The sequence below is a fragment of the Corynebacterium canis genome, from assembly GCF_030408595.1.
In the GTDB taxonomy this organism is placed as follows: domain Bacteria; phylum Actinomycetota; class Actinomycetes; order Mycobacteriales; family Mycobacteriaceae; genus Corynebacterium; species Corynebacterium canis.
This window is the reverse complement of the sequence record NZ_CP047080.1, coordinates 1,820,459-1,841,982: the sequence shown is the minus strand read 5'-3', so window position 1 is coordinate 1,841,982 and position 21,524 is coordinate 1,820,459. Positions and strand designations below refer to the sequence as shown.

The following is a 21,524-nucleotide window of genomic DNA, read 5'->3' as shown; positions in this document are numbered from 1 at the left end:
GCCCCGGCGGGGAATCGAGGAAACGGCGGCTATACGGGGTCGATGCGGATCGCGTGGCTTAAATCGTCCCCAACCGTGACGGTCACGTCGCCGCGCGTCAGCTCCACCACGCCGCTGCGATTCAGCACCGTCACCTCGCTGCCGACCGTAATGCCTGCATCGTGCAGGGTGTGAAACAGATCCGTATCAAATTGCAAAATCTCATGCAATTGCATGATCTTTGCCTTCACCGGTTCGCCCGATGGCAGATCCGCCGCCCGCATCCCGGGTGGGGGTGTCGCCTCCTTGTCCACGCCCAGCGCGGTGAGGCCGGGGATCGGGTTGCCAAAGGGGGAGCGCTCGTAATTATCCAAAACTTGGACGAGGCGGCGTTCCACCTCGTCGCTCATCACATGCTCCCAGCGGCACGCCTCGGCATGGACCTTGGCAATATCCAGCCCCAGAATCTCGGTGAGTAACAATTCCGCCAACCGGTGCTTGCGCATCACGGCGGTGGCTAACTTGCGGCCCTTTTCGGTCATCTGCAAGCTACGATCGCTCGCGACAACCACGAGACCGTCACGTTCCATCCGGGCAACCGTCTGGCTCACGGTAGGACCCGATTGGTCGAGGCGCTCCGCGATGCGGGCACGCAAAGGCGTCACACCCTCCTCCTCCAGCTCATAAATCGTGCGGAGGTACATCTCGGTGGTGTCGACTAAATCCTTCACGGTTCGGAAACCCTTTCCCTTGAAAACATGTTCGCGCGGCAGCGACCACGAAAATACATTTTACGCAACTTGAGCTTTATCGTTGAGATAACTCTCTATCTGAGGGAATCGAAAATACAAAAGCTATCTCGCTATAAAGCGTACTCGCGAAGCTTGGCTGCGCGCTCGCCATCGCGTAATTTGCTCATCACCTCACGCTCGATCTGGCGCACCCGTTCGCGGGAGAGGCCGAATTTCCTACCGATCTGATCCAATGTCCGCGGCACCCCATCATCAAGGCCGTAACGCAACGCGATCACTTCTTGTTCCCGCACCTCAAGGGAGGCCAACACCGTGCGCACATCGGAATGCCGCAGCGACGCAACCACCGCAGCTTCCGCATCGGCCGCATCCGAATCCTCAATAAAGTCACCCAGGGGGGCTTCCTCGTCCGCGCCCACCGGCATGTCCAAGCTCACCGGGTCGCGCGACTGCCGCAGCAGCATCTCAATCTTGGATTCATCAATGCCGGATTCCTCCGCCAGCTCCTCGTTCGTGGCCTCGCGCCCCAAATGCTGGTACAGTTCGCGCTTAATCCGGGAAAGCTTGTTTACCTGCTCGACCAAATGCACGGGGAGGCGGATCGTGCGGGATTGGTCCGCCATGCCGCGGGTGATAGCTTGCCGGATCCACCACGTGGCATAAGTAGAAAATTTGAAACCTTTCGTATAGTCAAACTTTTCCATGGCGCGGATCAGCCCCAGGTTCCCCTCCTGGATCAGATCCAGCAGCGGCATGCCGCGGCCGGTGTAGCGCTTGGCCAAGGAAACCACCAGGCGAAGATTAGCTTCCAACAGGTGCGACCGGGCCCGCTTGCCCTGCTTGGCCAATACCTTCAGGTCACGCTTCATGGCGCGGGTCAACGGCTGCGGGGAATCCGTTAACAAATACTCGGCGTACAGACCAACCTCGATCTGCTGCGCCAGTTCGACTTCGTCTTCGGCAGTAAGCAGGGCGGTTTTACCAATCCCATTCAGGTAAACTCGCACCAAGTCCGCCGATGGATTGTCGTTTGAATGTCCGCGGCGACTACCGCGGTCCTGCTCTTCGACGTCGTAATCCTGCGCGGGCAAAGTGCTCATGCGTGCCTCCTAGTCGACTGAAGTTCTTAACCACTCAACGGACTAGTTAAGAAAAAAGTTCCCCGCCCTCACCAACAGCCGTAGCCAGCACAAATGCTTTAGGGTTCTATCAGCACTCCACAAGTACAGTAAACGGCCCCTCGTTGACGGAAGCCACCCGCATCATGGCCCCAAACACGCCCGTTTCCACCGTGATGCCGCGCGCCCGCAAACCCGCCGCGATCTTGGCAATCACCGGTTCCGCGACGTCGCCTGGCGCGGCATCCGACCACGACGGCCGCCGTCCCTTTGCCGTCCTCCCGTGGAGCGTGAATTGGCTCACCAAGAGCACGGGTGCCCCCGCTTCGGTTACCGAGGCTTCCCCGGCCAGGATCCGCAACTCCGCGATTTTGCGCACCATCGTCTCCCACGCGTCCGGCGCATCCGCACGCCCCACGCCCACCAGCGCCAGCAGCCCCCCGGTTTCGGGGCAGTCGATGGCGCCGACGATTTTCCCGTCCACCTCCACCGAGGCGCTACTTACCCGCGTGAGCACAGCCTTCATGAGCGTTCCACCGCCACGAGCGACGCCGGCAGCACAACACCGTGACGGAGGAGATCGACGACCGCCCCTACCGCAGCCTCCAGCACCGGCGCGGCGTCGATACCCTGGGCGGCGCAATACAATTCGATCACCTCATTGAGCGGCAAGCCGTGCGGATGCAAACCCGCCACAATGGCGTGCACATGCGTATCCACCTCGTGGCTCCAACGCGGCCCATCGGTGCGCGTGATCCGCAACGCGGCGGGCCGGAACCCCATGCCCTCCTCGATGTCCGCCACCGACACGTTTTCCACGGCCACCCCGGGGCGCACCTGATAACGCTCGGCCGCGATATCCGCTGCGGAACGATCCCGCAGCCACGCGATGCGGCGGAAATACTCCTCGATCTCCGGGCCGAGCGGATCCGTAAAATGCTGCGGCATCTCCTCGCACAGGATGTCCGAGGGGACATCATCGGCAAGCCGCTGGATGGCCACGAAGCCGAAACCGATGCCCGTCACCCCGGCTTGGGCAAAATGATCCAACCACGCCTCGGTGCGGGCCGCCGCCTCGATGGAACGCGGATCCAGGGACTCGTCCCGCAGCCAGGTGCCCACATACAATGCGGGGTCCGCAATATCGCGCTGAATCACCCACGCGGCGACCCCCGTATCCGGCAGCCACGAAGCCACACGCTGCTGCCACGATTGCTCCGCGCCGTGCACCCAGGCCGCCAGCAGCACCGCCGTGCCGCCCGGATTGAGATGCTTGGGCGCCTGCCGGACCACCAATTCGCTGGCGCCGTCCAGGTTCAGCCCGGAGTCGCGGTACACGTGACCCACCTCCGGCAATCCGACCACAAACGGCGGATTCGCCACGATTCGATCGAATGTTCGGCCGGCGACGGGTTCGAACCAGGGCCCGCACAACGCCTCCACCGGCACCCCCGAACCCGCCCACGTGGCCGCCGCAAAATCCAAGGCCCGCGGATGCACATCCGTGGCGGTAATATGCGCCGCGCACCCATGCTGCGCCAACACCTGCACCCCGGAACCCGTGCCCAAATCCAACAAGGTGGGCACCGGTGAGGTCGGCGTCGCCTGCACCAACGATAGGGAAGCCGCCCCCACACCCAATACGTGATCCGGCCCAGGCACGTGCTCCGTCATGGCGGCATCCATATCCGAAAACACCCAATGATCCACCCCACCGAAACGATGCGGGCGGATATCAATGGCCAGCTGCAGCGTATCGGAATCCACATATCGCAACGCCCCGCATTCCACCAAGCCCGCGGCCGTGGCGGCGCCGAACAATTCGGAAAAGGCGGCGGCAGGAGCGGCGTCGTGAAGCAACACTAGGCGAATCAGCTGCTCCAGCGGACCATGCCCGCGGACCGCACAACGCACCGCGGCGGGCTCCCCACGATACAAAGCGGCAACACCGGCCGGGCCCAAACGGTCCGCAATGCCGGATTGCGTAAACGAATGAGTGCGAAACGTTCCGGTCAGCGCCGGGGCAAACGAGGAAAGCGCAGCATGCACGAGGGAAACACTCCAAGGCTGAGCGTGCGCCGAACAACTTAAGAATCGTCGTGATCGATCACACGCGGATGATGTGGCGCATCCAACTCTAGCCTGCCCGCAGAATCCCCCGGCAATAGCTCCGGATGCGCCGGGCCGGAAGCCAATAATTGTTGCTGATACGCCGCCCGCTCCCGCGCCACCTGCGGCTTATACACCTGTTTCCGCCGCGGATCGTGCGGCTCCCCGACCCCGTTTGCAATCACCACCGCAATCCACGGCAGCGGCACCGAAACCACAAAAAGGATCGCCGCCAATATCCAATTGTGTAACCACACATACGCCACCCCCGAGGCGAGCAGGAACGGAATGCGCAAACCCTGCAAAATCGCGTACACGCGCTTACGGTGACGCCAGTTTTCGAGCGGGGACTGCCGGGCGTCAGTAATCAACTCAACGTCGCTGCGACGACGCCCGCGCACGGAGAAACGACGCGCCGTGCTCCCAGCCTGTTTCTCCTTTTCAGAACCCCAACTCATACACATCAGGGTAGACCCTGTGTGCTTGAACTGTAAGTGTGGGGCATGATGGGAGCCGTGACTACGAGAACTCAGACCATTGAACGCCCCGATGTGAGGGAGAAAACCTCAACCGGGAACGACACTCCGAAGTTCTTCCACTACGTGAAGAAAAACCAGATCGTAGAGTCCGCCGTGTCCGGCAATATCGTGGTGGCGCTGTGCGGGGAAACCTTCCCCGTGACCAAGCAAGCCAAGCCAGGCTCCCCAGTATGCCCCGACTGCGAACGGATTTACCGAGGTTTGCGCAAGAAGTGAGCGGAAACCTACGGGCGTGGCAGCGCTCAGCGCTCACCAAATACTTGATGGCCAAACCGCAGGACTTCCTCGCGGTGGCAACCCCCGGCGCAGGCAAAACGACCTTCGCGCTGCGGGTGGCAACAGAATTGAAAACCAACCGCACCGTCGACCGCATCATCGTGGTGGTGCCCACCGAGCACCTGAAGGTACAGTGGTCGCAGGCCGCCGCGCGCGTGGGGTTGGCGCTGGACCCGGCGTTTAGCAATTCCGGCGTGGTCAACCCCGAATACGACGGCGTGGTGGTCACCTATGCGCAGGTGTCCATGCACCCGTACAAACACCACGCCATCGCAACGAATAAACGTTCGCTTGTGATCTTGGATGAGATTCACCACGGCGGCGACGCGAAAAGCTGGGGCGACGGCATCCGGGAAGCGTACAACGGTGCAGTACGACGCCTCGCCCTCACCGGCACCCCATTCCGCTCCGACGACTCCGCAATTCCGTTCGTACGATACGAGGATGACGGGGAAGGATACCTGAAATCCAAAGCCGACCACACGTACGGATACGCGGATGCGTTAAAGGACGGGGTGGTGCGTCCAGTGGTGTTCCTCGCCTATTCGGGTGAGGCTCGCTGGCGCACCAGCGCCGGTGAAGAATACGCCGCACGTTTGGGCGAACCGCTCAATGCCGAACAGACCGCGCGGGCGTGGAAAACCGCCCTCGACCCGAAGGGGGAGTGGATCCCGGCGGTCCTGCAGGCGGCCCACACGCGGCTGCAGCAACTCCGGCAACGCATGCCAGACGCTGGGGGTTTGGTGATAGCCACCGATAAAACCACCGCCCGCGCCTACGCCAAAATCCTGGAGGGCCTGTCGGCGACGCCGGTGGCGGTGATCCTTTCCGACGAGCCGGGCGCCTCCGAGCGAATCGAAGAGTTTTCCAATTCCACCGACGAGTGGATGGTGGCCGTGCGCATGGTCTCCGAGGGTGTCGACGTCCCGCGCCTCGCCGTGGGCGTGTATGCCACCTCCGCGTCCACCCCACTGTTTTTCGCACAGGCGATCGGCCGTTTCGTTCGTTCTCGTATGCCCGGTGAAACCGCATCCGTGTTCCTACCCTCGGTGCCGGTGCTGCTGGACCTAGCCGCCCGCTTGGAAACCTCGCGCGACCACGTGCTGGGCAAGCCCGATCGCACCAAAGAAGGCTGGGACGACGACCTGCTGGCGGAAGCCAACAAGGAAAAAACCGAGCCCGATGGCGAAAAAGGTTACGAATCCCTCGGTGCCGAGGCCGAGCTGGACTCCCTGATCTACGACGGCTCCACCTACGGCACCGGCACCATCGCCGGATCCGAAGAGGAAGCCGAATACCTCGGGCTGCCCGGGCTTTTGGACGCCGATCAGATGCGACAGCTGCTACGTCAGCGGCAGGCCGAGCAAGTGGAAGCGCGGGCCCGGGAGGAGGGGCGTCGAAAAGCGGAAGCGGAAAGCGTCCGGAACTCCGCAGGCAATCGTGCGGCGGCCGAGCGCGTGGCCAGCAATGAAATCCCGCAACTCCGCAAGGAACTCAACGCCCTGGTGTCCATCACCTCTTCGCGCACCGGACGGCCGCACGGGGCAATCCACAACGAAGCGCGGCGTGTCTGCGGCGGGCCGCCCACCGCGCTATGCACCGCCGAACAATTGCGTGACCGCATCGCATATCTGCGCGACTGGTAGCCGCTCGTAGGTGCGGATAATTGCAGGTAGCCGCCTATTCCGGCGCGGGCGGTGAGGTGGAACTTCGGTACCATAGCGAATATGACAATCGAACGCTTCGATAAGAAACCGCCCGCCGTCGCGGCGGGAACTACGCGGCTACTCGCGCCGGACCTAGCGCGCGGATTCACCCTGCTGGGCATAGCGATAGCCAACGCCGCTACCGCATGGCTGCCCGCGCCACTCGGGTCACCCGGGGCGCTATCGGGCGGCATTGTGGACGATAGCGTTTGGGACAAAATCGCCATTGTGTTCGGTGCAATGTTCGTGCATGTGCGGGGCGTATCCATGTTCGCCGTCATGCTGGGCTACGGCATCGGCATGATCACCCTAAGCCTGGCCCGCCGCGGGTACCCCTTCCTGGCGGCGCGAAAAGTGCTGGTACGACGCTACGGCTTCCTGGCACTGTTCGGGTTGGTGCATATGATTGTGCTGTTCTACGGCGACATCATGTTCTTCTATGGGATGGCCGGGATGCTGCTCGCATACCTGATCCGCTTTCGCACAAAATCACTACTGGTTCTCGCCGGAGTGGTGGCGGCGATGTATATCATGCTGATGACCCTAAGCGGGATCAGCATCATGATCATGGGGTACGGACTTTCCGAGCTCCCCGCGACAGGCGCGCAGCACAGCGGTGTGGGAGTGCCGCAAACCTGGGAGGAATACTTCGCCCAGCCGGTGACCGATATTTATGTCGGCTTTGGCGCGCTATTCTTCTCATTCCCGATGCTGATGCCGATGATTATCCTCGGGTTTGTTGCCGCGCGATACCGGATCCTCGACCACCCCGAACAGCACAAAAAGATGCTGACCATCGCGGCGCTGGTTACCGCGGCGGTGCCGCTATTGGTGGGGCTGCCATGGGGACTATCGCAGATTGGGGTGCTGCCGAGGTCGCTGGAATTTGGCTTGTCGCTGGTGAACAATGGGCTCGGGGTGCTCACCGGGCCAGGGATTATTGCGATCATCGCGTTGGCGTCAATTCCGCTGCAGCGGAAATACGGTGGGGATGGGGTTGGTCGCGGTGGTCTTGGTGGGGGTCTTGTTGGTGGGGATCGTGTTGGAGGAGGTCGTGTTGGCGGGGATCGTGTTGGTGCGGGGGAGGGGCGGTTGCCTGTGTTCGTGCAAATGATCCTGGCTTTAGGCAAGCGATCTATGACCGGGTATGTGCTGCAATCCGTAATCTTGCTTCCGTTGTGTGCGCCCTTCCTGCTGGGTTTGTTGCGACCCCAAGGTGCCGCCTATGCCACGATCGTCGGATTTGGGGTGTGGGTTGCCACACTCTTGATCGCATTTGTGCTGGAAAAGCTAGGTCGCCGAGGGCCATTTGAAGCGGCGCACCGCCGACTCTCCTACGGTAAGAACGGCTTGTATCAGCAGTATCCGATGGCGGAGCTTGGTGTTGGTGGAGATGCTGGTGGCGCTGGTGGTGTTGGTGAGGTGCGCGGGGAGATCCGGCGGGCGGAAATCCTCGAAGCCTCGCCGGAAGGTGGGCTTGCAGGGCCGGTGCCGAGCCCGATCAATGAGGACCAATCGTTGCCGCAGCGACCAGAGTCGCAGTAACTGGTTGGTGTGGCGTCTTTGGGGGAGGCGTTTGGGGGATTTCCGAGTCTCGCCGCAGGTTGGGAGGGGCGGCGAGACTCGAACTTATCGGTGGTGGATGGATTCTTCCGGGTTTTGTGCGATGTAATGCCGATCGGGAAGCGGGGGAGCTTGTTTTTGGCTCGCTGGAGGCGTTTGCGGCGTGCGGTTACGCTAGGCGGTTCGCAAATCTCTACGCCTAACTCGATGCCTGCTGTGCCGATTGCACAGACTCGGGTCGGGAGGGTTGTGGCTCAGCCGGTCCGAGCATCAGCCGTCGCGTCCCGAATTTCTCGCGTAAAGTTTGAACTTTTTCGAACCATCAGGCCCTGTCGGATCTGCCTGAGGCAGATGTAACACGGCTGTTTTGCGTTCCTGCGGAAACACCACTGGGCGGCGGTCGGCGTGTCGAATCTGCCTGAGCGCGGAAAACCAATGGCCGATTTCGGCCCCTAAGCCACCTCAGTGACAATAGGTTGTACACCACCGCCTAGGTCACCGATGGGTTGTGCGCAACCGCCGACCTGGGCTGGTCTTTCTATTCTTCATTCGGGGGCCTTACGAAGAAATTCCGGACGAATCTGGTGGAGGAACCAGCTTTTTGGTAAGGGGTTTGGACGTAGTTGGTAAGGCGATTATTCGTTGTTGGTAACCCTGTTTTTCGGGATTCTTGACAGTGGCGGCGGCTAGATTCGATGTCGCCGTGACTGGCTCCTTGATTGTGGGGAGAGTTCATTGTCCGAGAAATTCGGGAAGATCATTGGTTTGATCTTGGACGGGTTTACGGTCGCGGATATTACGTCGTTGGTGTCGTGTTCGAACCGGGACGTTTCTGCTGCTCGTAAGATCATTGCTGCTGAGGGGATTACTAGGGAATCGTTTCGGTCGTTGTCGCAGGATGATATCGATGCGTTACGGCCTGATGGACGTAAGGTTGTTTCGCAGAAGTATGACCAGCCGGATTTTGCTGCGGTTGTGCAGGCTTTGCGGAAGTATCCGCACCATACGGTGGGTCTTGCGTGGGAGAATTATTGTGCTGCACCGCCTGCCCGGGAGGGTTTGGCGAAGTATTCGTACTCGGCGTTTTGCTCGCAGTTTTCCCGTTTTGCTGGGAAATCGTCGTTAGCGGCCGTGTTGTCGCATAAGCCGGGTTATGCGGTTTTTGTCGATTGGGCAGGTGATTATGCGTATCTTGTTGATGCTGTGACCGGGGCAAAGTCCCCGGTTCATTTGTTCGTGGCAACGTTGCCGCATTCCGGGTTGATCCATATTTCGGCGTGGCTGAATGAGAAAATGGATGCGTGGGTCGGCGGGCATATTGCCGCCTTTGAGTATTTCGGGGCGACTCCTAAGTTGTTGATTTCCGATAACGCCCGCACGGCCACCGTGCCACGTCGCGATGGGAACCAGACCATCAGGGCTGTGACCGATAGGTACGCGCGAGTGTGTAAGCATTACGGTTTGGCGGTCTTTCCCACCGATGTGTGGTCACCGACGCAAAAAGGGGCTGTCGAAAATTCCGTGGGGATCTCCTACCGGCGGGTTCTGGGATATCTAGAGCAGGAAATCTTTCATAGCCTCGCCGAACTGCGCGAGGCACTTGCTGAGCGTGTCGAGGCCCTGAACAAGGATTTCACCCATGCCGATGGCACTACCCGGTATGAGATCTTCGTTGAAGATGAGCTGCCGGTTATGACCGCCTTGCCCAAGGAGCCGTATTCCGACGTGGAGTACCTCGAGCGCACTGTCCAACGCAATATCTGCGTTCAAGTCGACAAGCACTTCTATTCTGTGCCGTACAAGCTGGTCGGCAGGAAGGTCATGGTCAAGCTCACCAGGGGCTCGGTCATGGTCATCGACAACAATAACGTCGTAGCAACGCATACGCGTGTCTACTCCCGCCGTCGACGTCACATCATCGATGATGCCCATCGTCCGCCAGCGCATGCCGATGTCAAGAACCTGTGGACAGCCGAGTACTTCTATGCCCAGGCGCGGCGACGTTTTGGCCACAACCTCGAAGAAGTGCTCCGGTTATGGTTTGCTCGCTGCAGCGACGAAGTTGCCGGCCTTTTCGATGCCCGCAACATCATCACCCTTGCCCAAAACAATGCCGATGTCATCGACGACGTCGCCGCCACTGTGATCGCCCAAGGGTTGTTCCCGTCATACACCACCATCAGGGACTTGTGCCGCGCGCGCAAAGCTGCCCGGAAAGCCAATGAAACCGCCACGGCAACGCCATCAACCCCCGACATGGATGCCGAGAACACCTGCCCTGATGACCTTTCGGTACGCGGCGCCGACTACTACGACCAGCAAGGATGGTAAAAACCATGACTGTATCCGACATCTTTGATGACAGCTACCGAGCCAAGTTTCGGCTCCTGCGGCTCACAACATTCATCGGCTACCTTGAAAAACACATCGCCTGTTAGGAACGTGTTTTTTGAAGCGGCGTGGTGACGTTCGTGAAGCGTTAGAGTGAGTATCGTGTAGCGCGTGGTGGGGGTTTGAGTCAGTCTTTCTAGTACCGCATGGCACTGGGTCATGTGGTGTTAGAAAGGAGTCAACGATGGTTGACTACCGTAAGGTGATGCGGCTTGCGTTGGACAAGGTGCCGTATCGTGTCATTTCGGCGCAGACGGGTGCCGTGTCTGGCGACCATTTCTAAAGCTGTGAAGGCTATGGCCTCCCAGGGGATTACCTCGGTGGAGCAGATTCGTGGTTTGTCGGATGAGGATCTTGCCAGGATTGTTGGTGATCGGCGTCGGGCTGTGTCGGATAAGTTTGTGCCGATCGATATGGATGTGGTGATCGCTGCGCGGACCGGTCGGAAGAAAACACCGTTGAATGTGTTGTGGGCTAGCTATGTTGAGCAGCCTGCGCCGATTGGGTTGCGGCACTATTCGTATGAGCGATTTCGTCAGATTGTGGCAGCTGATGTGGCGTCTCGGGGTTTTACCGCGAGGATTGTGCATTCGCCGGGGGCGACGATGCAGGTGGATTGGGCGGGTACCAAGATGCATCTGAAGGATCCTGTGACGGGCAAGCGTACGAGGGTCAGTATTTTTGTTGCGACGCTGCCGTATTCAGGGATGATTTTTGCGACGGGCAGGCTGGATGAGCGTCAGCATAACTGGCATGAGGCTCATCGCTTGGCGTTTGAGTATTTTGGCGGTGTTGCCGAGGTGATTGTGCCGGATAATGCTGCGACCGCGACGAATTCGGTCCATCGTAGCGGGCGCGGACCGCGAAGGATCAATGATGCGTATGAGGAGTTTTTGGCGCATTACGGCACGGCTGCCTATGCCACGCCCGCGGCGTCGCCGACATATAAGGGAAACGTCGAAGCAGGCGTAAAAGTTGTCAGCAGTCGGGTCATCGGAAAACTTAAGAACCGATCGTTTGCTTGGCTGGATGATTTGAATGCGGCGATTGCTGCCCAGGTCGACGCGATCAATGATCATGTGCCGTTTCGGGATCAGCAGGTCTCGCGCCGGCAGATCTTTACCGAATGCGAGGCTTCATTTCTTGGGGCTCTGCCAGCCAGGCCATACGAGCCGGTCCAATGGCGCAAATCAAAGGTGGCGCCCAACTGGCACATCACTTTTGATACCGCCCACTATTCGGTGCCGTATACCCTCATCGGCAGCACCGACGACGTGCGGATTCGCGGTATGGCGGTTGATGTATTTCACGATGGGGCCCTTGTCGCTCAACACGCTAAAGCAACGCGGCGGGGGGCGTATTCCACGGAAGCTGAATTACATGGCCCTCCCGGGCTGGAAGTGCCGGGTAATTTGTGGTCAGCCGACTATTTTCGCTCCCAAGCATCCCGTATCGGGCCCGCAACCCGCCGAGCGATGGATTCATTATTGGCTTCCCGCCCAATCATCGCCCAGGCTTACCAGCCAGCACGGTCAATCTTGTCGCTGGGCAAGGGAGACAATAAAGGCATCCTTGAACTTGCCTGCCAACGCCTGACTGCAGGAGACAAGCCACGAGCCGTGTCGTATACAGCGGTGAAAACGATGATGGCGGCTATTCGTGCAGAGGCCGCCTCACGCCCAGAGGCCAGTACTCGCAGCGCCATGTCAGATCCGCAGCGCGGATCCCAAACAGCGTTGCCGCTGCTTGCAAACAGAAACGGCATGCTTGGCGGCGCCGATCAATTCCGCCTCGGCAATCTCACCACTAATCCAGGCGTCGAACAGCAAGAAGGAACAACGCGATGACCGACCCCACAATTCACCTCGACCACACATGGCTACCCGCATTCACCAAACTGCGCTTAACAGCATTCGGTGAAGCGGCCATCGACATCGCCAACGATCCCGCGTTCGATCACTGGACATTCAGCCAAAAAGTTGCGTACGCGCTGGACAAAGAGGTCGCAGCCCGGCAGGAACGAAAAATCGCCAAACTACTCAAGCAATCCCAGTCGCCAAACCCTGATGCTTGCATAGAAGAGCTCCATTACCGGCCAGACCGCACCCTCAACCGCGAGTCAATAACACGCCTCGCCGCCTGTCAATGGATCACCAACAACACCAACGTTGTAATCCTTGGTAAATCATCGGTCGGTAAAACCTACCTCGCCGAAGCCCTGCTCAACGCAGCATGCCGCCGCGAACACACCGCCCTGTTCTATCGAACCAACGAGCTCGCAGCCCAACTCGCCGTCCTAGACTTCACAGATCCAAAACGCCTCGAACTCACCACGCGGCTTGCCCAAATAGATCTCCTAGTCCTCGACGACTTCCTCACCACCCCAATCCACGGCGACACCGCTCACGCCCTCTTTAACATCCTGGCAACACGAGAACACCGCGGATCCACCATGATCACATCACAATTCGTACCAGAACAATGGTACGAATCCATCCCCGATAAAGTCGTCGCAGAATCACTACTCAACCGCCTCATCGGCGGCGCCGAAATCATCAACCTCGACGGGCCCAACATGCGACTGACCTAACCACACACACCACCAAGCGCCAGAGCCAACATCACCACTACACGATGCCCACTCTGGCGCTTCACGATCACCACCAAAGCACTTCAAAAAACGCGTTCTAAACATCGCCGCCGATGAAGAAGCATTGCTCCCAGTAGAAGAGCTTGTAAAAGCCGCGGTCGATGAACAACTCCAAGAACGACGCATACGCCAAATCAACAAAGCGATCGCCGACTCGCAGATCCCGTATCCCCAGGCCACGATCGCCGAGATTGAATACCCCGCAGGCCGCGGCATCAATGCCAAACGCATGGCACGCTACGCAAACGCCGACTGGCACACCCCAACAACCGTTGTCATCCGTTCTGCAACAGGAGGCGGGAAGACCTACATAGCCTCAGCCATCGGCGTGGCCGCCTGCATCAACGGATACACCGTCCACTACATTCGGTTTTACGACCTTCCCAGAATGCTGGCGGTCACTCGGGCAGATGCATACAAGCACGAAGAAACACTCAGCACACTCATCGACGTCGACCTACTGATCATCGATGACTTCGCCATCGTCGCAATCGACGCATCAACCCAAAGCGACCTACTGGCCATACTAGGAGCACGCGACAACCGACGCTCAACCATCTTCGTCACCCAATCCGGGCCCAGTCACTGGTCCCAAGCAATGCCCGGAATCCTCGCCAGCGACTCCATCATCAACCGAATGACCGCAGCCGCCAAACGCGTCGAACTCGGCGACCTCGACATGCGGACACTCTACGGCCAACGCGCCCGCCAAACCCCCGACTACTGGGAATAAAACCCCACCACCCCAAACCCCGCCCGCCCCTCCGGCAGGCGGGTTACCACAAACAAATAACCGCCTTACCAACCACGTCCAAACCCCTTACCAAAAACCTGGCCGTTCCAATCTGGGCCAAAAACCCCGCAGCTCGTCTTTCCATTCTTCGTTGACCACCCCAAAGAAGAAATTCAGGACGATCGCAGGTCAACGGCTGCACACAACCTATCAGGGCAAGCTGTTGGCGAGGCCGTTCCACACATGCAAGGTCGAATCTTCCCGCACCATGGGCCCCTGTCGGATCTGCCTCAGGCAGATCTAACGCGGTGGGTTCGGCCTCCTGCGGAAACACCGCCGCGCGGCGGTCGGCATGTCGAATCTGTCTGAGCGTGGAAAATCGTCGGCCGATTTCGGCCCCAGGTCACCCCAGCGGCGTTAGGTTATGCGCCACCGCCTAGGCCGCCGATGGGTTGTACACAACCGCTGACCTGGGCTGGTCTTTCTATTCTTCATTCGGGGACCTTACGAAGAAATTCCGGACGAATCTGGCCCAAAAACCCCGCTGCGCGTCTTTCCATTCTTCGTTGACCACCCTAATGAAGAAATTCAGGACGATCGCAGGTCAACGGCTGCACACAATCTATCCGGAGCCGCACACAACCTATCGGCGGAAGCTGCCGAGGGCATTGTCGGGCAATAAGGTTCGAACTTTCTTGAACCAACCTCTTGAGCTGGCACTGCCCCGACCCCTAGGCCTCCGCAACCCGAAACCATGCAAAGAACAGATGCTTTTAGAATCATTGGCCAGTGCCGGATCTGCCTCAGGCACATCTAACACGGGCGTTTTGGCCACCTGCGGAAACACCTCTCCGAGCGCCCCGGCATGTCGAATCTGCCTGACTAAGAGTTCGTGGGCCGGCGACCGCAGCAGAATCACAACGACGAAGCCCAACAAATCCTCAACGCACTGTCGTACTAAAACTGTGCAACCCAGGTGGTTCGCATATATCCACGCCTAGATCGCCGCCTGCAGTATCGATCGCGCAGACTCGGGCCGGGTGGGGCTTCGTCCGCCTAGTGAATGTAGAAGTCTGTTGGTGTGCGGGCTAGTCTAGAAACTCTACTGCTCTCTAGCACGGATGACTGATTGAGGAAAGGCGGCTATCGCAGGTGACCACGCCAAGTGAAAACAATCCACGAGGTAACAACGCCCCGCCATTCACGAGCGTTTCACCTTTCGCGCAGCGAGGCGACGATGAACCGCAGGATTATTCGCCTAGTTTTCACTACGGTGCCCCAACCTGGGAGACCTCGCAGCCGACGTCCGCGCAGCCGCCAGCATCTCCGCAATCGCAGCCGCCGCAGCCAACGCCGTCTCAATCGATGCCCACACAATCGATTCCTCCATTATCGGCGCAGCCGACCGAGGTGACGCCGCGCACCGAACCTCAGCTAAGAGTGCAGCAGCAGGTGGATCCCACCGTCTCGTTGCCAAGGAACTACCAGGAAACAACCCAGCTTCCGCGGAGTTCTGAAAACTCCGAAGAGACCACGGTGATTCCCCGGGTGAGCCCAGCGATGCCGGAAACGCAGGTAGCGCCGAGACAGTTGCCGCAATATCGCGTGCCGGTGGATCCCACGCCGACGCCGGAGCCGGTCCAGCAATATTACGATCCGAGCTACGCCACGCAGCAACAACCAGCGTATGCTCCGCCGGTGATGCAGCAGCAACCGGTCTACCAGCAACCGGCGTATGAGCCCACATATGAACCTCAATATGCGCCTCAAAACATCGAGCCTCCGCAACCCCGGCCGACCTACACCACGAACAAGGCAGCGGGCTGGTCCCTAGGGCTGGGCATTTGGTCGCTGGTGCTGTTTGTCACGGTGATTTTGCTGCCGATTGCCGGCATCCTTGCGTTTTTCGGCTTGATCACGGGCTTGGTCGGCCTGATCCTAGCGGCAGCCGGACCCCGCCCGGGCGGGGTGAAGTCGGTGTTCGGTTTGCTGATTTCCGGCGCTGTGCTCGCCGCTTGGGTTTGGCTTGTTACCTATATCTCACCGATGCTGTCAACGTTTTGGCTGCAGTGGGATCAGTGCTCCGCGCAAGGGGACGGCTACGAATCCTGCCTGCTCAATGCGGTGCTCCAGATGTTCGGCTTCGAGGCCAACTTGCCCACCATCCCGGAATTCCCTGAGGCACCAACCACCATTCCGGAAGTCCCGAGCGCGAACTAGCGCCACCCAAAACCACCCCGATCACTCCGACCACGCCCAAAAAGCCCCGCGCCATCATTGACGTGGGGCTTTTCCAAGCGGATGCCAATCCAAGCGGATGCTAATCCAAGTAGTCGCGCAGCACTTGCGAGCGCGATGGGTGGCGCAGCTTCGACATGGTCTTGGATTCGATCTGGCGGATGCGTTCGCGGGTCACCCCGTACACTTGGCCGATTTCATCGAGGGTGCGGGGCATGCCGTCGGTAAGCCCGAAGCGTAGTTTCACCACGCCGGCTTCGCGTTCGGACAGGGTTTGGAGGACGTCTTGCAGCTGGTCTTGGAGCAGGGTAAAGGATACCGCGTCCACGGCCACGACGGCTTCGGAGTCTTCGATAAAGTCGCCGAGTTGGCTGTCGCCCTCGTCGCCGATGGTTTGGTCCAGCGAGATGGGCTCCCGGGCGTATTGCTGGATTTCCAGCACTTTGTCCTCGGAGATGTCCATTTCCTTGGCCAGTTCCTGCGGCGTGGGTTCGCGGCCGAGGTCTTGGAGCAGTTCGCGCTGGATGCGCCCAAGTTTGTTGATCACTTCCACCATGTGCACGGGGATGCGGATCGTGCGCGCTTGGTCGGCCATGGCGCGGGTGATCGCCTGCCGGATCCACCAGGTGGCGTAGGTGGAGAATTTGTAGCCCTTGGTGTAGTCGAACTTTTCCACGGCGCGGATCAAGCCAAGGTTGCCTTCTTGGATCAGGTCCAAAAATGCCATGCCGCGGCCGGTGTAGCGTTTGGCCAGGGACACCACGAGGCGAAGGTTCGCTTCCAGCAGGTGGTTTTTCGCTTTGCGCCCGTCGCGTGCGATGGCCCGCAGGTCGCGTTTCACGGCGGGGGTGAGCTTGGCTTCTTTATTGCCGGCGGCGTAGGCTTCCTCCATTTGTTCCATGCGGTGCGTGGCGTAGAGCCCGGCTTCGATGCGTTTTGCCAGGGAGACTTCCTGTTCGGCGTTGAGCAGGGCAACCTTGCCGATTTGCTTGAGGTAGGCGCGGACGGAGTCTGCCGACGCCGTGAGCTCGGCGTCCTTGCGCGCCTGACGCAATGCGGCGGATTCGTCCTCGTCCCAGACGGAAGAACCATCGTCTTCTTCGTCATCGTCGCTGCCGCCGCCGGAGGAGCCTTCCTCGTCTTCATCTTCGTCGTCGATGCGCTCGTTGTCTTCGTCTGCGGGGAGCGGATCGTCGTAGTCGTCATCGTCGGAGGAGATCAGCGCGGCGTAATCGTCGTCGCCGGAATCGTCGATGAGGTCATCGTCGAGCTGATTGCCGGGCAGCTGATCGTCATCATCCTGCACCGGGATGGCAACCTTCGGGGCTGCCTTTCTTACGGTCTTCTTGGCGGTCTTTGGTGCCGCTTTCTTCGCGGTGGTTTTCTTGGCGGCGGTCGTCTTTTTGGCCGTGGTCTTCTTGGCGGTTTTCTTGGCTGTCTTTTTGGCCGTTTTCTTCGCGGTCTTCTTCGCGGCCTTTTTTACCGTCTTCTTTGCGGTCCGTTTGGCCGCCGTCTTTTTGGCGGCGGGCGCCTGGGTGCTTTCCGTCGCGGCAGCGTCCGCCCCAGCCGCCCCAACAGCAGCCGCCCCGCTCGCACCCGAATCGGCCCCAGTGGTATCCGCCGCCGAGGCTGCGGCGGCGGGTGCCGCCGCTTTGCGTGCGGTGCGGGGTGCTGCCTTCCGGGCAGTTTTTCGTACGGCTTTCTTTGCTGCCGTTTTCTTCACCGTGGTGGTGGTTCCTTCGGTCTGTGCCGTTTCTGAGGGATCAGTGGCTGCCACGTACGCCCTTTCGCCTTGAGTACTCGAAGTAGTGTGCTGCATAGCCAGCGGAACAGCAAATCCTGTCATGCCGCGCCACCTGACACATGGAGCACACTGAATGAATCAGTCAAGTGCCCCGCGTCGAATTCAACCCAAGTTCGGTGTATATGGTTCTGGCTGGTCGATCCTTACAGGAACCTAGGGTGAATTGTGGTCCACGGATGACTTGTCTCCACAGTCAACACGCAAGTATAGAGCAAATCATTGCAAATGGTTGTGTGCCGTTAAGGTTTCAGCCCCTGTTCCACAGCCATGGCCGCCCCAACGATGCCCGCGGTGTTGCGCAACTGGGCGGGAATCACCGGGGTATTGCACTCCAAGCGCGGTACCCATTTTTCGTGTTTGCGGGAGATTCCGCCACCCACCACGAACAAATCCGGCCAGAACAGGCGTTCGTACTCGCGGAGGACCGCAGTCACCCGCTTCGCCCACTTACCGTACCCTAATTCCTCCCGCTCCTTTACCGCGGAGGAGGCGAAATGCTCGGCCTCAATGCCATCAATAATCAGGTGGCCGATCTCCGTGTTCGGGAACAATGTGCCATTAACCAAAAACGCCGAGCCGATACCCGTGCCAAAGGTAAGGAAAATTACGGCGCCGCTGCGGGATTGCTCATCCCCGAACATAACCTCCGCGATGCCGGCGGCGTCCGCATCATTGATCACGCTGATTTCGCGATCCCCCAAATGCCGGGTGAACAATTCCTGCACGTCCGTATCCACCCAAGTGGGGTCAATATTCGCGGCGGTCAGGGCGCGCTGGCCGTGCACCACCGACGGGATGGTGATGCCAACGGGGCCCTCCCATTCGGCGGCGCGAACGATTTGCAGGATGGTGTCGGCGACGGCGTCCGGGGTGGCTGGTTTCGGCGTGAGGATTTTTATCCGCTCCCCGATAAATTCCCCGGTATCCAAGTCCACTCGGGCACCTTTGACTCCCGAGCCTCCAACATCAATGCCAAATCCGATGCGCGTCATGCCCACATTGTACCCGCGTGGTGCAGATTTCGACGCCCTGTGCGGCACCCGCAACCCCGGTGGAGCACAATGGTGGACTATGGATGAAAAAGAGCTGGAACGCATCGCCGTTTCCATCGCCGTCGACGCCGCGGCCCTGATCCGCGAAACCGCCGCTGAGCTGGGGGATATTGAGGCGGGCGTGCGCTGGAAATCCTCCGATGTGGACCCCGTCACAGTCGTGGATGAGGCGGCCGAACGCTTTATCGCCCAGCGCCTGACCCAATTGCGCCCCCAAGACGGATTCTTCGGTGAGGAAGGCCACACGCGGGATTCGAAAAGCGGCGTGGTCTGGGCCGTGGACCCGATCGATGGAACTGTGAATTTCCTGTATGGGCAGCCGGCATATGCGGTGTCCATGGCCGCGACCGTCGATGGGATCGCCGTGGCGGGCGCGGTGGTGGCGGTGCCTGGGGCGACGGTGTACGCGGCGTCGAAAAGCAACGGTGCGTGGCGGCAATTGCAGGGGCGACGGCCGGAACCGCTGCGGGTGAGCGCGGCCACGGAATTGCACAAGAGTTTGATTGCCACGGGTTTTGGTTATGACCCCGTGCGTAGGCAGCGGCAGGCGGAATTGCTCACCACGGTACTGCCGCGCGTCCGCGATATCCGGCGGCTGGGGAGCGCGGCGCTGGACCTGTGCATGCTCGCAGCGGGGCAGGTAGACGCGTTTTACGAGCACGGACTCAACGCCTGGGACTACGCCGCCGGTGCGCTTATCGCCGCCGAAGCCGGGGCTGAAGTGCACACGCCGCTTCTCGACGCCCCGTCCCACCACGGTGCTCCCGTACGCGCCGCCGCCCCCGGCATCGCCGACGCATTCTTCGAACTGGTCCCGGATATGCCCCTGCCCGCGGGCCGCTGAAGCGCCGTTGAACAGGAAGGACACGCCGGGGTGTGTCATGACGTGACAAAGACATTTTTGTCGCCTAATATGCGCGCAGATACGTTGCACATCTTGGGCCAGCGCATCACTGTGGGCAGCCCAAATTAGTTACGGACAAAGGACCAAATCCCATGGCAACTGATTACGACGCACCGCGTCGCCGCGCAGAAGATGACCTGGAGACGGACTCCCTCGAAGGCCTGAAAGCTGCCGAGAACGTCAACAATGACATGGACGATGACGGCGAAATTGTCGAACCGTTCGATCTGCCCGCCATCGATCTCTCCGGCGAGGAACTCAACGTCACCGTCGTCCCACGGCGCCAAGACGAATTCACGTGTGGCAGCTGTTTTATCGTGCAGCGTAGAAACCGCATCTCACACGTCGAAGACGACGGCACCATCATCTGCCAGGACTGCGCCTAACGGCAGGACAATCCCCGGCTAGGTTGGCCGCGGGCCGCGAACTTCCCACCACACACGGGGACACCAAAACGTGGTGGGACGGGGCGAAAACGGGGGCAGCGCGGGGGTAGGTGGGGGTAGTGTGGGTGGTTGGGTGTGGCTGGCTGGTGCGCGCGTGCGGTTGGTGGGTGTGTGGTTTAGCCTGCGGATTCCGCCGGAAATTTCTCCGGGAGGAAGGCGGCGAGCAGCGCCTCCGGGTTTTTCGAGCCAATGAGCCAATACGGGGTGGGATCTTCAGGATCGTCGAGCACCAGCATCGCCATTTGCGGCACCCAGCCGTGGGACACCACGAACGCCGCCGGGTCGAGCTGCTTGCCCATGGCGTTGCGCTTCGCCGTGGCCGGCACCATTAATGCATTGGACACGACATCGGCGGGGAGTTGGGCGTTGCCGGCGCGGAGCCAGCGCGTGCCCTCAGCGTCTTCTGCGACGGAGACCGTGGTGGCCGAAAGCGACAGCAGCGACCAGATGGCCAAGGCGCCGAACAGGATGGCCGTACCATAAAGCCACGCTGCGGACCGGTTATGCCCGATCTGAGCTGCAAGTAACATCACAATGAACCCGCCGAAGATCCACCAGTGCCACGGCACCCATTGGCGTTCTCGGTAGAGCTCACGGGGAGGTTTCGCTGCGCTTTCAATCACAAGGCCTGAGTTTACTGCACGGGGTAACGGTACCGCAGGAGCGGTCCTGTTCAGGGCTAAGATTCTTGCGGCGTGCGGGTGGTGGGTCCGCACTTTTACTGGTGGAGCACGTACGCTTATCACCGTGACTCAACAAGAACCTGATAATGCAGTGTTGCGGGTGCGGTTGCGGCGCTTAGACCCGGCTATGCCGATTCCGCAGCGCGCACACCGTGGGGATGCTGGGGTTGACCTTGCCAGCACCGAAGACGTGCGCTTGGAACCTGGCGAACGCGCCCTTGTTGGCACCGGCATCGCCATCGCATTGCCGCTGGGTTATGTGGGGTTGATCCACCCGCGTTCCGGCATGGCGGCACGGCACGGGCTCAGTATTGTAAACACTCCCGGTACTGTGGATGCAGACTATCGTGGAGAACTTAAAGTGTGCTTGATTAATCTCGATCCGCGGGAATCGATTGTTATTTCTCGGGGCGATCGTATTGCGCAACTTGTTATTCAGAAGGTCGAATTGTGTGATTTCGTTGAAGTGGATGAACTCGATGCGACCGTCCGCGGCGCGGGAGGTTACGGTTCTACTGGTGTAAACACGTCAGCAAACCGTGTCCAGTGAGTGAATAAGGTGCAGTAGGCTCGACAATAAC

General features: G+C 60.0%; 19 protein-coding genes. 11 read left to right on the top strand and 8 right to left on the bottom strand.

The window, feature by feature from the left end; all coding sequences use genetic code 11:
• Positions 1-29: 29 nt before the first annotated feature.
• The 5 genes from CCANI_RS08120 to CCANI_RS08100 all read right to left on the bottom strand — a co-directional run bounded on the left by CCANI_RS08120 (position 30) and on the right by CCANI_RS08100 (position 4,416).
• Positions 30-710 (bottom strand): metal-dependent transcriptional regulator, encoded by a 681-nt coding sequence (locus CCANI_RS08120; protein WP_146323687.1) that lies wholly within the window; start codon positions 708-710, stop codon positions 30-32.
• Between the two features lie 131 nt (positions 711-841).
• Positions 842-1,831 carry a sigma-70 family RNA polymerase sigma factor gene (locus CCANI_RS08115; RefSeq protein ID WP_146323686.1) on the bottom strand — a complete coding sequence of 330 codons (990 nt, stop codon included), beginning with the start codon at positions 1,829-1,831 and terminating at the stop codon, positions 842-844.
• A 109-nt stretch (positions 1,832-1,940) separates the two neighbouring features.
• A complete protein-coding gene (gene dtd / locus CCANI_RS08110; RefSeq protein WP_146323685.1) occupies positions 1,941-2,375 on the bottom strand; it encodes a D-aminoacyl-tRNA deacylase in 435 nt (144 codons plus the stop codon).
• Positions 2,372-3,898: a DUF7782 domain-containing protein gene (locus CCANI_RS08105; RefSeq protein WP_146323684.1), complete on the bottom strand. Its 1,527-nt coding sequence runs from the start codon at positions 3,896-3,898 to the stop codon at positions 2,372-2,374. The genes dtd and CCANI_RS08105 overlap by 4 nt, the downstream gene beginning before the upstream one ends.
• Before the next feature lie 38 nt (positions 3,899-3,936).
• Positions 3,937-4,416 (bottom strand): DUF3099 domain-containing protein, encoded by a 480-nt coding sequence (locus CCANI_RS08100; RefSeq protein WP_246118170.1) that lies wholly within the window; start codon positions 4,414-4,416, stop codon positions 3,937-3,939.
• Positions 4,417-4,473: 57 nt separating this feature from the next.
• On the opposite strand from CCANI_RS08100, the gene CCANI_RS08095 reads away from it, so the two are divergent.
• From CCANI_RS08095 to CCANI_RS08060, 8 genes are all read left to right on the top strand, one after another.
• Entirely contained in the window at positions 4,474-4,713 is a 240-nt protein-coding gene (locus tag CCANI_RS08095) for a DUF3039 domain-containing protein (protein ID WP_146323682.1), read from the top strand.
• Entirely contained in the window at positions 4,710-6,419 is a 1,710-nt protein-coding gene (locus CCANI_RS08090; protein ID WP_146323681.1) for a DEAD/DEAH box helicase, read from the top strand. The genes CCANI_RS08095 and CCANI_RS08090 overlap by 4 nt, the downstream gene beginning before the upstream one ends.
• An 81-nt stretch (positions 6,420-6,500) precedes the next feature.
• Positions 6,501-8,024 (top strand): DUF418 domain-containing protein, encoded by a 1,524-nt coding sequence (locus CCANI_RS08085; RefSeq protein WP_146323680.1) that lies wholly within the window; start codon positions 6,501-6,503, stop codon positions 8,022-8,024.
• A gap of 753 nt (positions 8,025-8,777) precedes the next feature.
• Entirely contained in the window at positions 8,778-10,373 is a 1,596-nt protein-coding gene (gene istA / locus CCANI_RS08080) for an IS21 family transposase (protein ID WP_290210856.1), read from the top strand.
• Between the two features lie 356 nt (positions 10,374-10,729).
• Positions 10,730-12,280 (top strand): IS21 family transposase, encoded by a 1,551-nt coding sequence (istA, locus tag CCANI_RS08075; RefSeq protein WP_290210854.1) that lies wholly within the window; start codon positions 10,730-10,732, stop codon positions 12,278-12,280.
• Complete coding sequence (locus CCANI_RS08070; RefSeq protein WP_290210852.1) at positions 12,277-13,023, top strand: ATP-binding protein; 747 nt, start codon at positions 12,277-12,279, stop codon at positions 13,021-13,023. Before istA (CCANI_RS08075) ends, CCANI_RS08070 begins: the two co-directional genes overlap by 4 nt.
• A gap of 124 nt (positions 13,024-13,147) precedes the next feature.
• Entirely contained in the window at positions 13,148-13,816 is a 669-nt protein-coding gene (locus CCANI_RS08065) for an ATP-binding protein (RefSeq protein WP_186750272.1), read from the top strand.
• A gap of 1,365 nt (positions 13,817-15,181) precedes the next feature.
• Positions 15,182-16,036, top strand: a complete 855-nt coding sequence (locus tag CCANI_RS08060) for a phage holin family protein (RefSeq protein WP_146324580.1) — start codon at positions 15,182-15,184, stop codon at positions 16,034-16,036.
• A gap of 100 nt (positions 16,037-16,136) precedes the next feature.
• On the opposite strand, the gene CCANI_RS08055 is transcribed toward CCANI_RS08060, so the two are convergent.
• Both CCANI_RS08055 and ppgK read right to left on the bottom strand, forming a co-directional pair.
• Entirely contained in the window at positions 16,137-17,900 is a 1,764-nt protein-coding gene (locus CCANI_RS08055; RefSeq protein WP_435382759.1) for an RNA polymerase sigma factor, read from the bottom strand.
• 197 nt (positions 17,901-18,097) lie between these two features.
• A complete protein-coding gene (ppgK, locus tag CCANI_RS08050) occupies positions 18,098-18,850 on the bottom strand; it encodes a polyphosphate--glucose phosphotransferase (protein ID WP_146324579.1) in 753 nt (250 codons plus the stop codon).
• Positions 18,851-18,929: 79 nt separating this feature from the next.
• On the opposite strand from ppgK, the gene CCANI_RS08045 reads away from it, so the two are divergent.
• Together CCANI_RS08045 and CCANI_RS08040 are read left to right on the top strand one after the other, a co-directional pair.
• Positions 18,930-19,754: an inositol monophosphatase family protein gene (locus CCANI_RS08045; RefSeq protein ID WP_146324589.1), complete on the top strand. Its 825-nt coding sequence runs from the start codon at positions 18,930-18,932 to the stop codon at positions 19,752-19,754.
• 152 nt (positions 19,755-19,906) lie between these two features.
• The gene (locus tag CCANI_RS08040) at positions 19,907-20,200 is read left to right on the top strand and encodes a DUF4193 domain-containing protein (protein ID WP_146324578.1); all 294 of its coding nucleotides are present in this window, start codon (positions 19,907-19,909) and stop codon (positions 20,198-20,200) included.
• 176 nt (positions 20,201-20,376) lie between these two features.
• On the opposite strand, the gene CCANI_RS08035 is transcribed toward CCANI_RS08040, so the two are convergent.
• Positions 20,377-20,883, bottom strand: a complete 507-nt coding sequence (locus tag CCANI_RS08035) for a DUF3093 domain-containing protein (protein ID WP_146324577.1) — start codon at positions 20,881-20,883, stop codon at positions 20,377-20,379.
• 124 nt (positions 20,884-21,007) lie between these two features.
• On the opposite strand from CCANI_RS08035, the gene dut reads away from it, so the two are divergent.
• Positions 21,008-21,493 carry a dUTP diphosphatase gene (gene dut / locus CCANI_RS08030; protein ID WP_281284998.1) on the top strand — a complete coding sequence of 162 codons (486 nt, stop codon included), beginning with the start codon at positions 21,008-21,010 and terminating at the stop codon, positions 21,491-21,493.
• Positions 21,494-21,524: the final 31 nt, after the last annotated feature.

Coding starts and splice junctions, on each gene's coding strand:
- CCANI_RS08045 (WP_146324589.1), top strand. CDS start 18,930: ATGGATGAAAAAGAGCTGGAACGCATCGCCGTTTCCATCGCCGTCGAC.
- istA (WP_290210854.1), top strand. CDS start 10,730: ATGGCCTCCCAGGGGATTACCTCGGTGGAGCAGATTCGTGGTTTGTCG.
- CCANI_RS08060 (WP_146324580.1), top strand. CDS start 15,182: ATGCCCACACAATCGATTCCTCCATTATCGGCGCAGCCGACCGAGGTG.
- CCANI_RS08100 (WP_246118170.1), bottom strand. CDS start 4,416: ATGAGTTGGGGTTCTGAAAAGGAGAAACAGGCTGGGAGCACGGCGCGT.
- CCANI_RS08070 (WP_290210852.1), top strand. CDS start 12,277: ATGACCGACCCCACAATTCACCTCGACCACACATGGCTACCCGCATTC.
- CCANI_RS08115 (WP_146323686.1), bottom strand. CDS start 1,831: ATGAGCACTTTGCCCGCGCAGGATTACGACGTCGAAGAGCAGGACCGC.
- CCANI_RS08085 (WP_146323680.1), top strand. CDS start 6,501: ATGACAATCGAACGCTTCGATAAGAAACCGCCCGCCGTCGCGGCGGGA.
- ppgK (WP_146324579.1), bottom strand. CDS start 18,850: ATGACGCGCATCGGATTTGGCATTGATGTTGGAGGCTCGGGAGTCAAA.
- CCANI_RS08040 (WP_146324578.1), top strand. CDS start 19,907: ATGGCAACTGATTACGACGCACCGCGTCGCCGCGCAGAAGATGACCTG.
- dtd (WP_146323685.1), bottom strand. CDS start 2,375: ATGAAGGCTGTGCTCACGCGGGTAAGTAGCGCCTCGGTGGAGGTGGAC.
- CCANI_RS08055 (WP_435382759.1), bottom strand. CDS start 17,900: ATGACAGGATTTGCTGTTCCGCTGGCTATGCAGCACACTACTTCGAGT.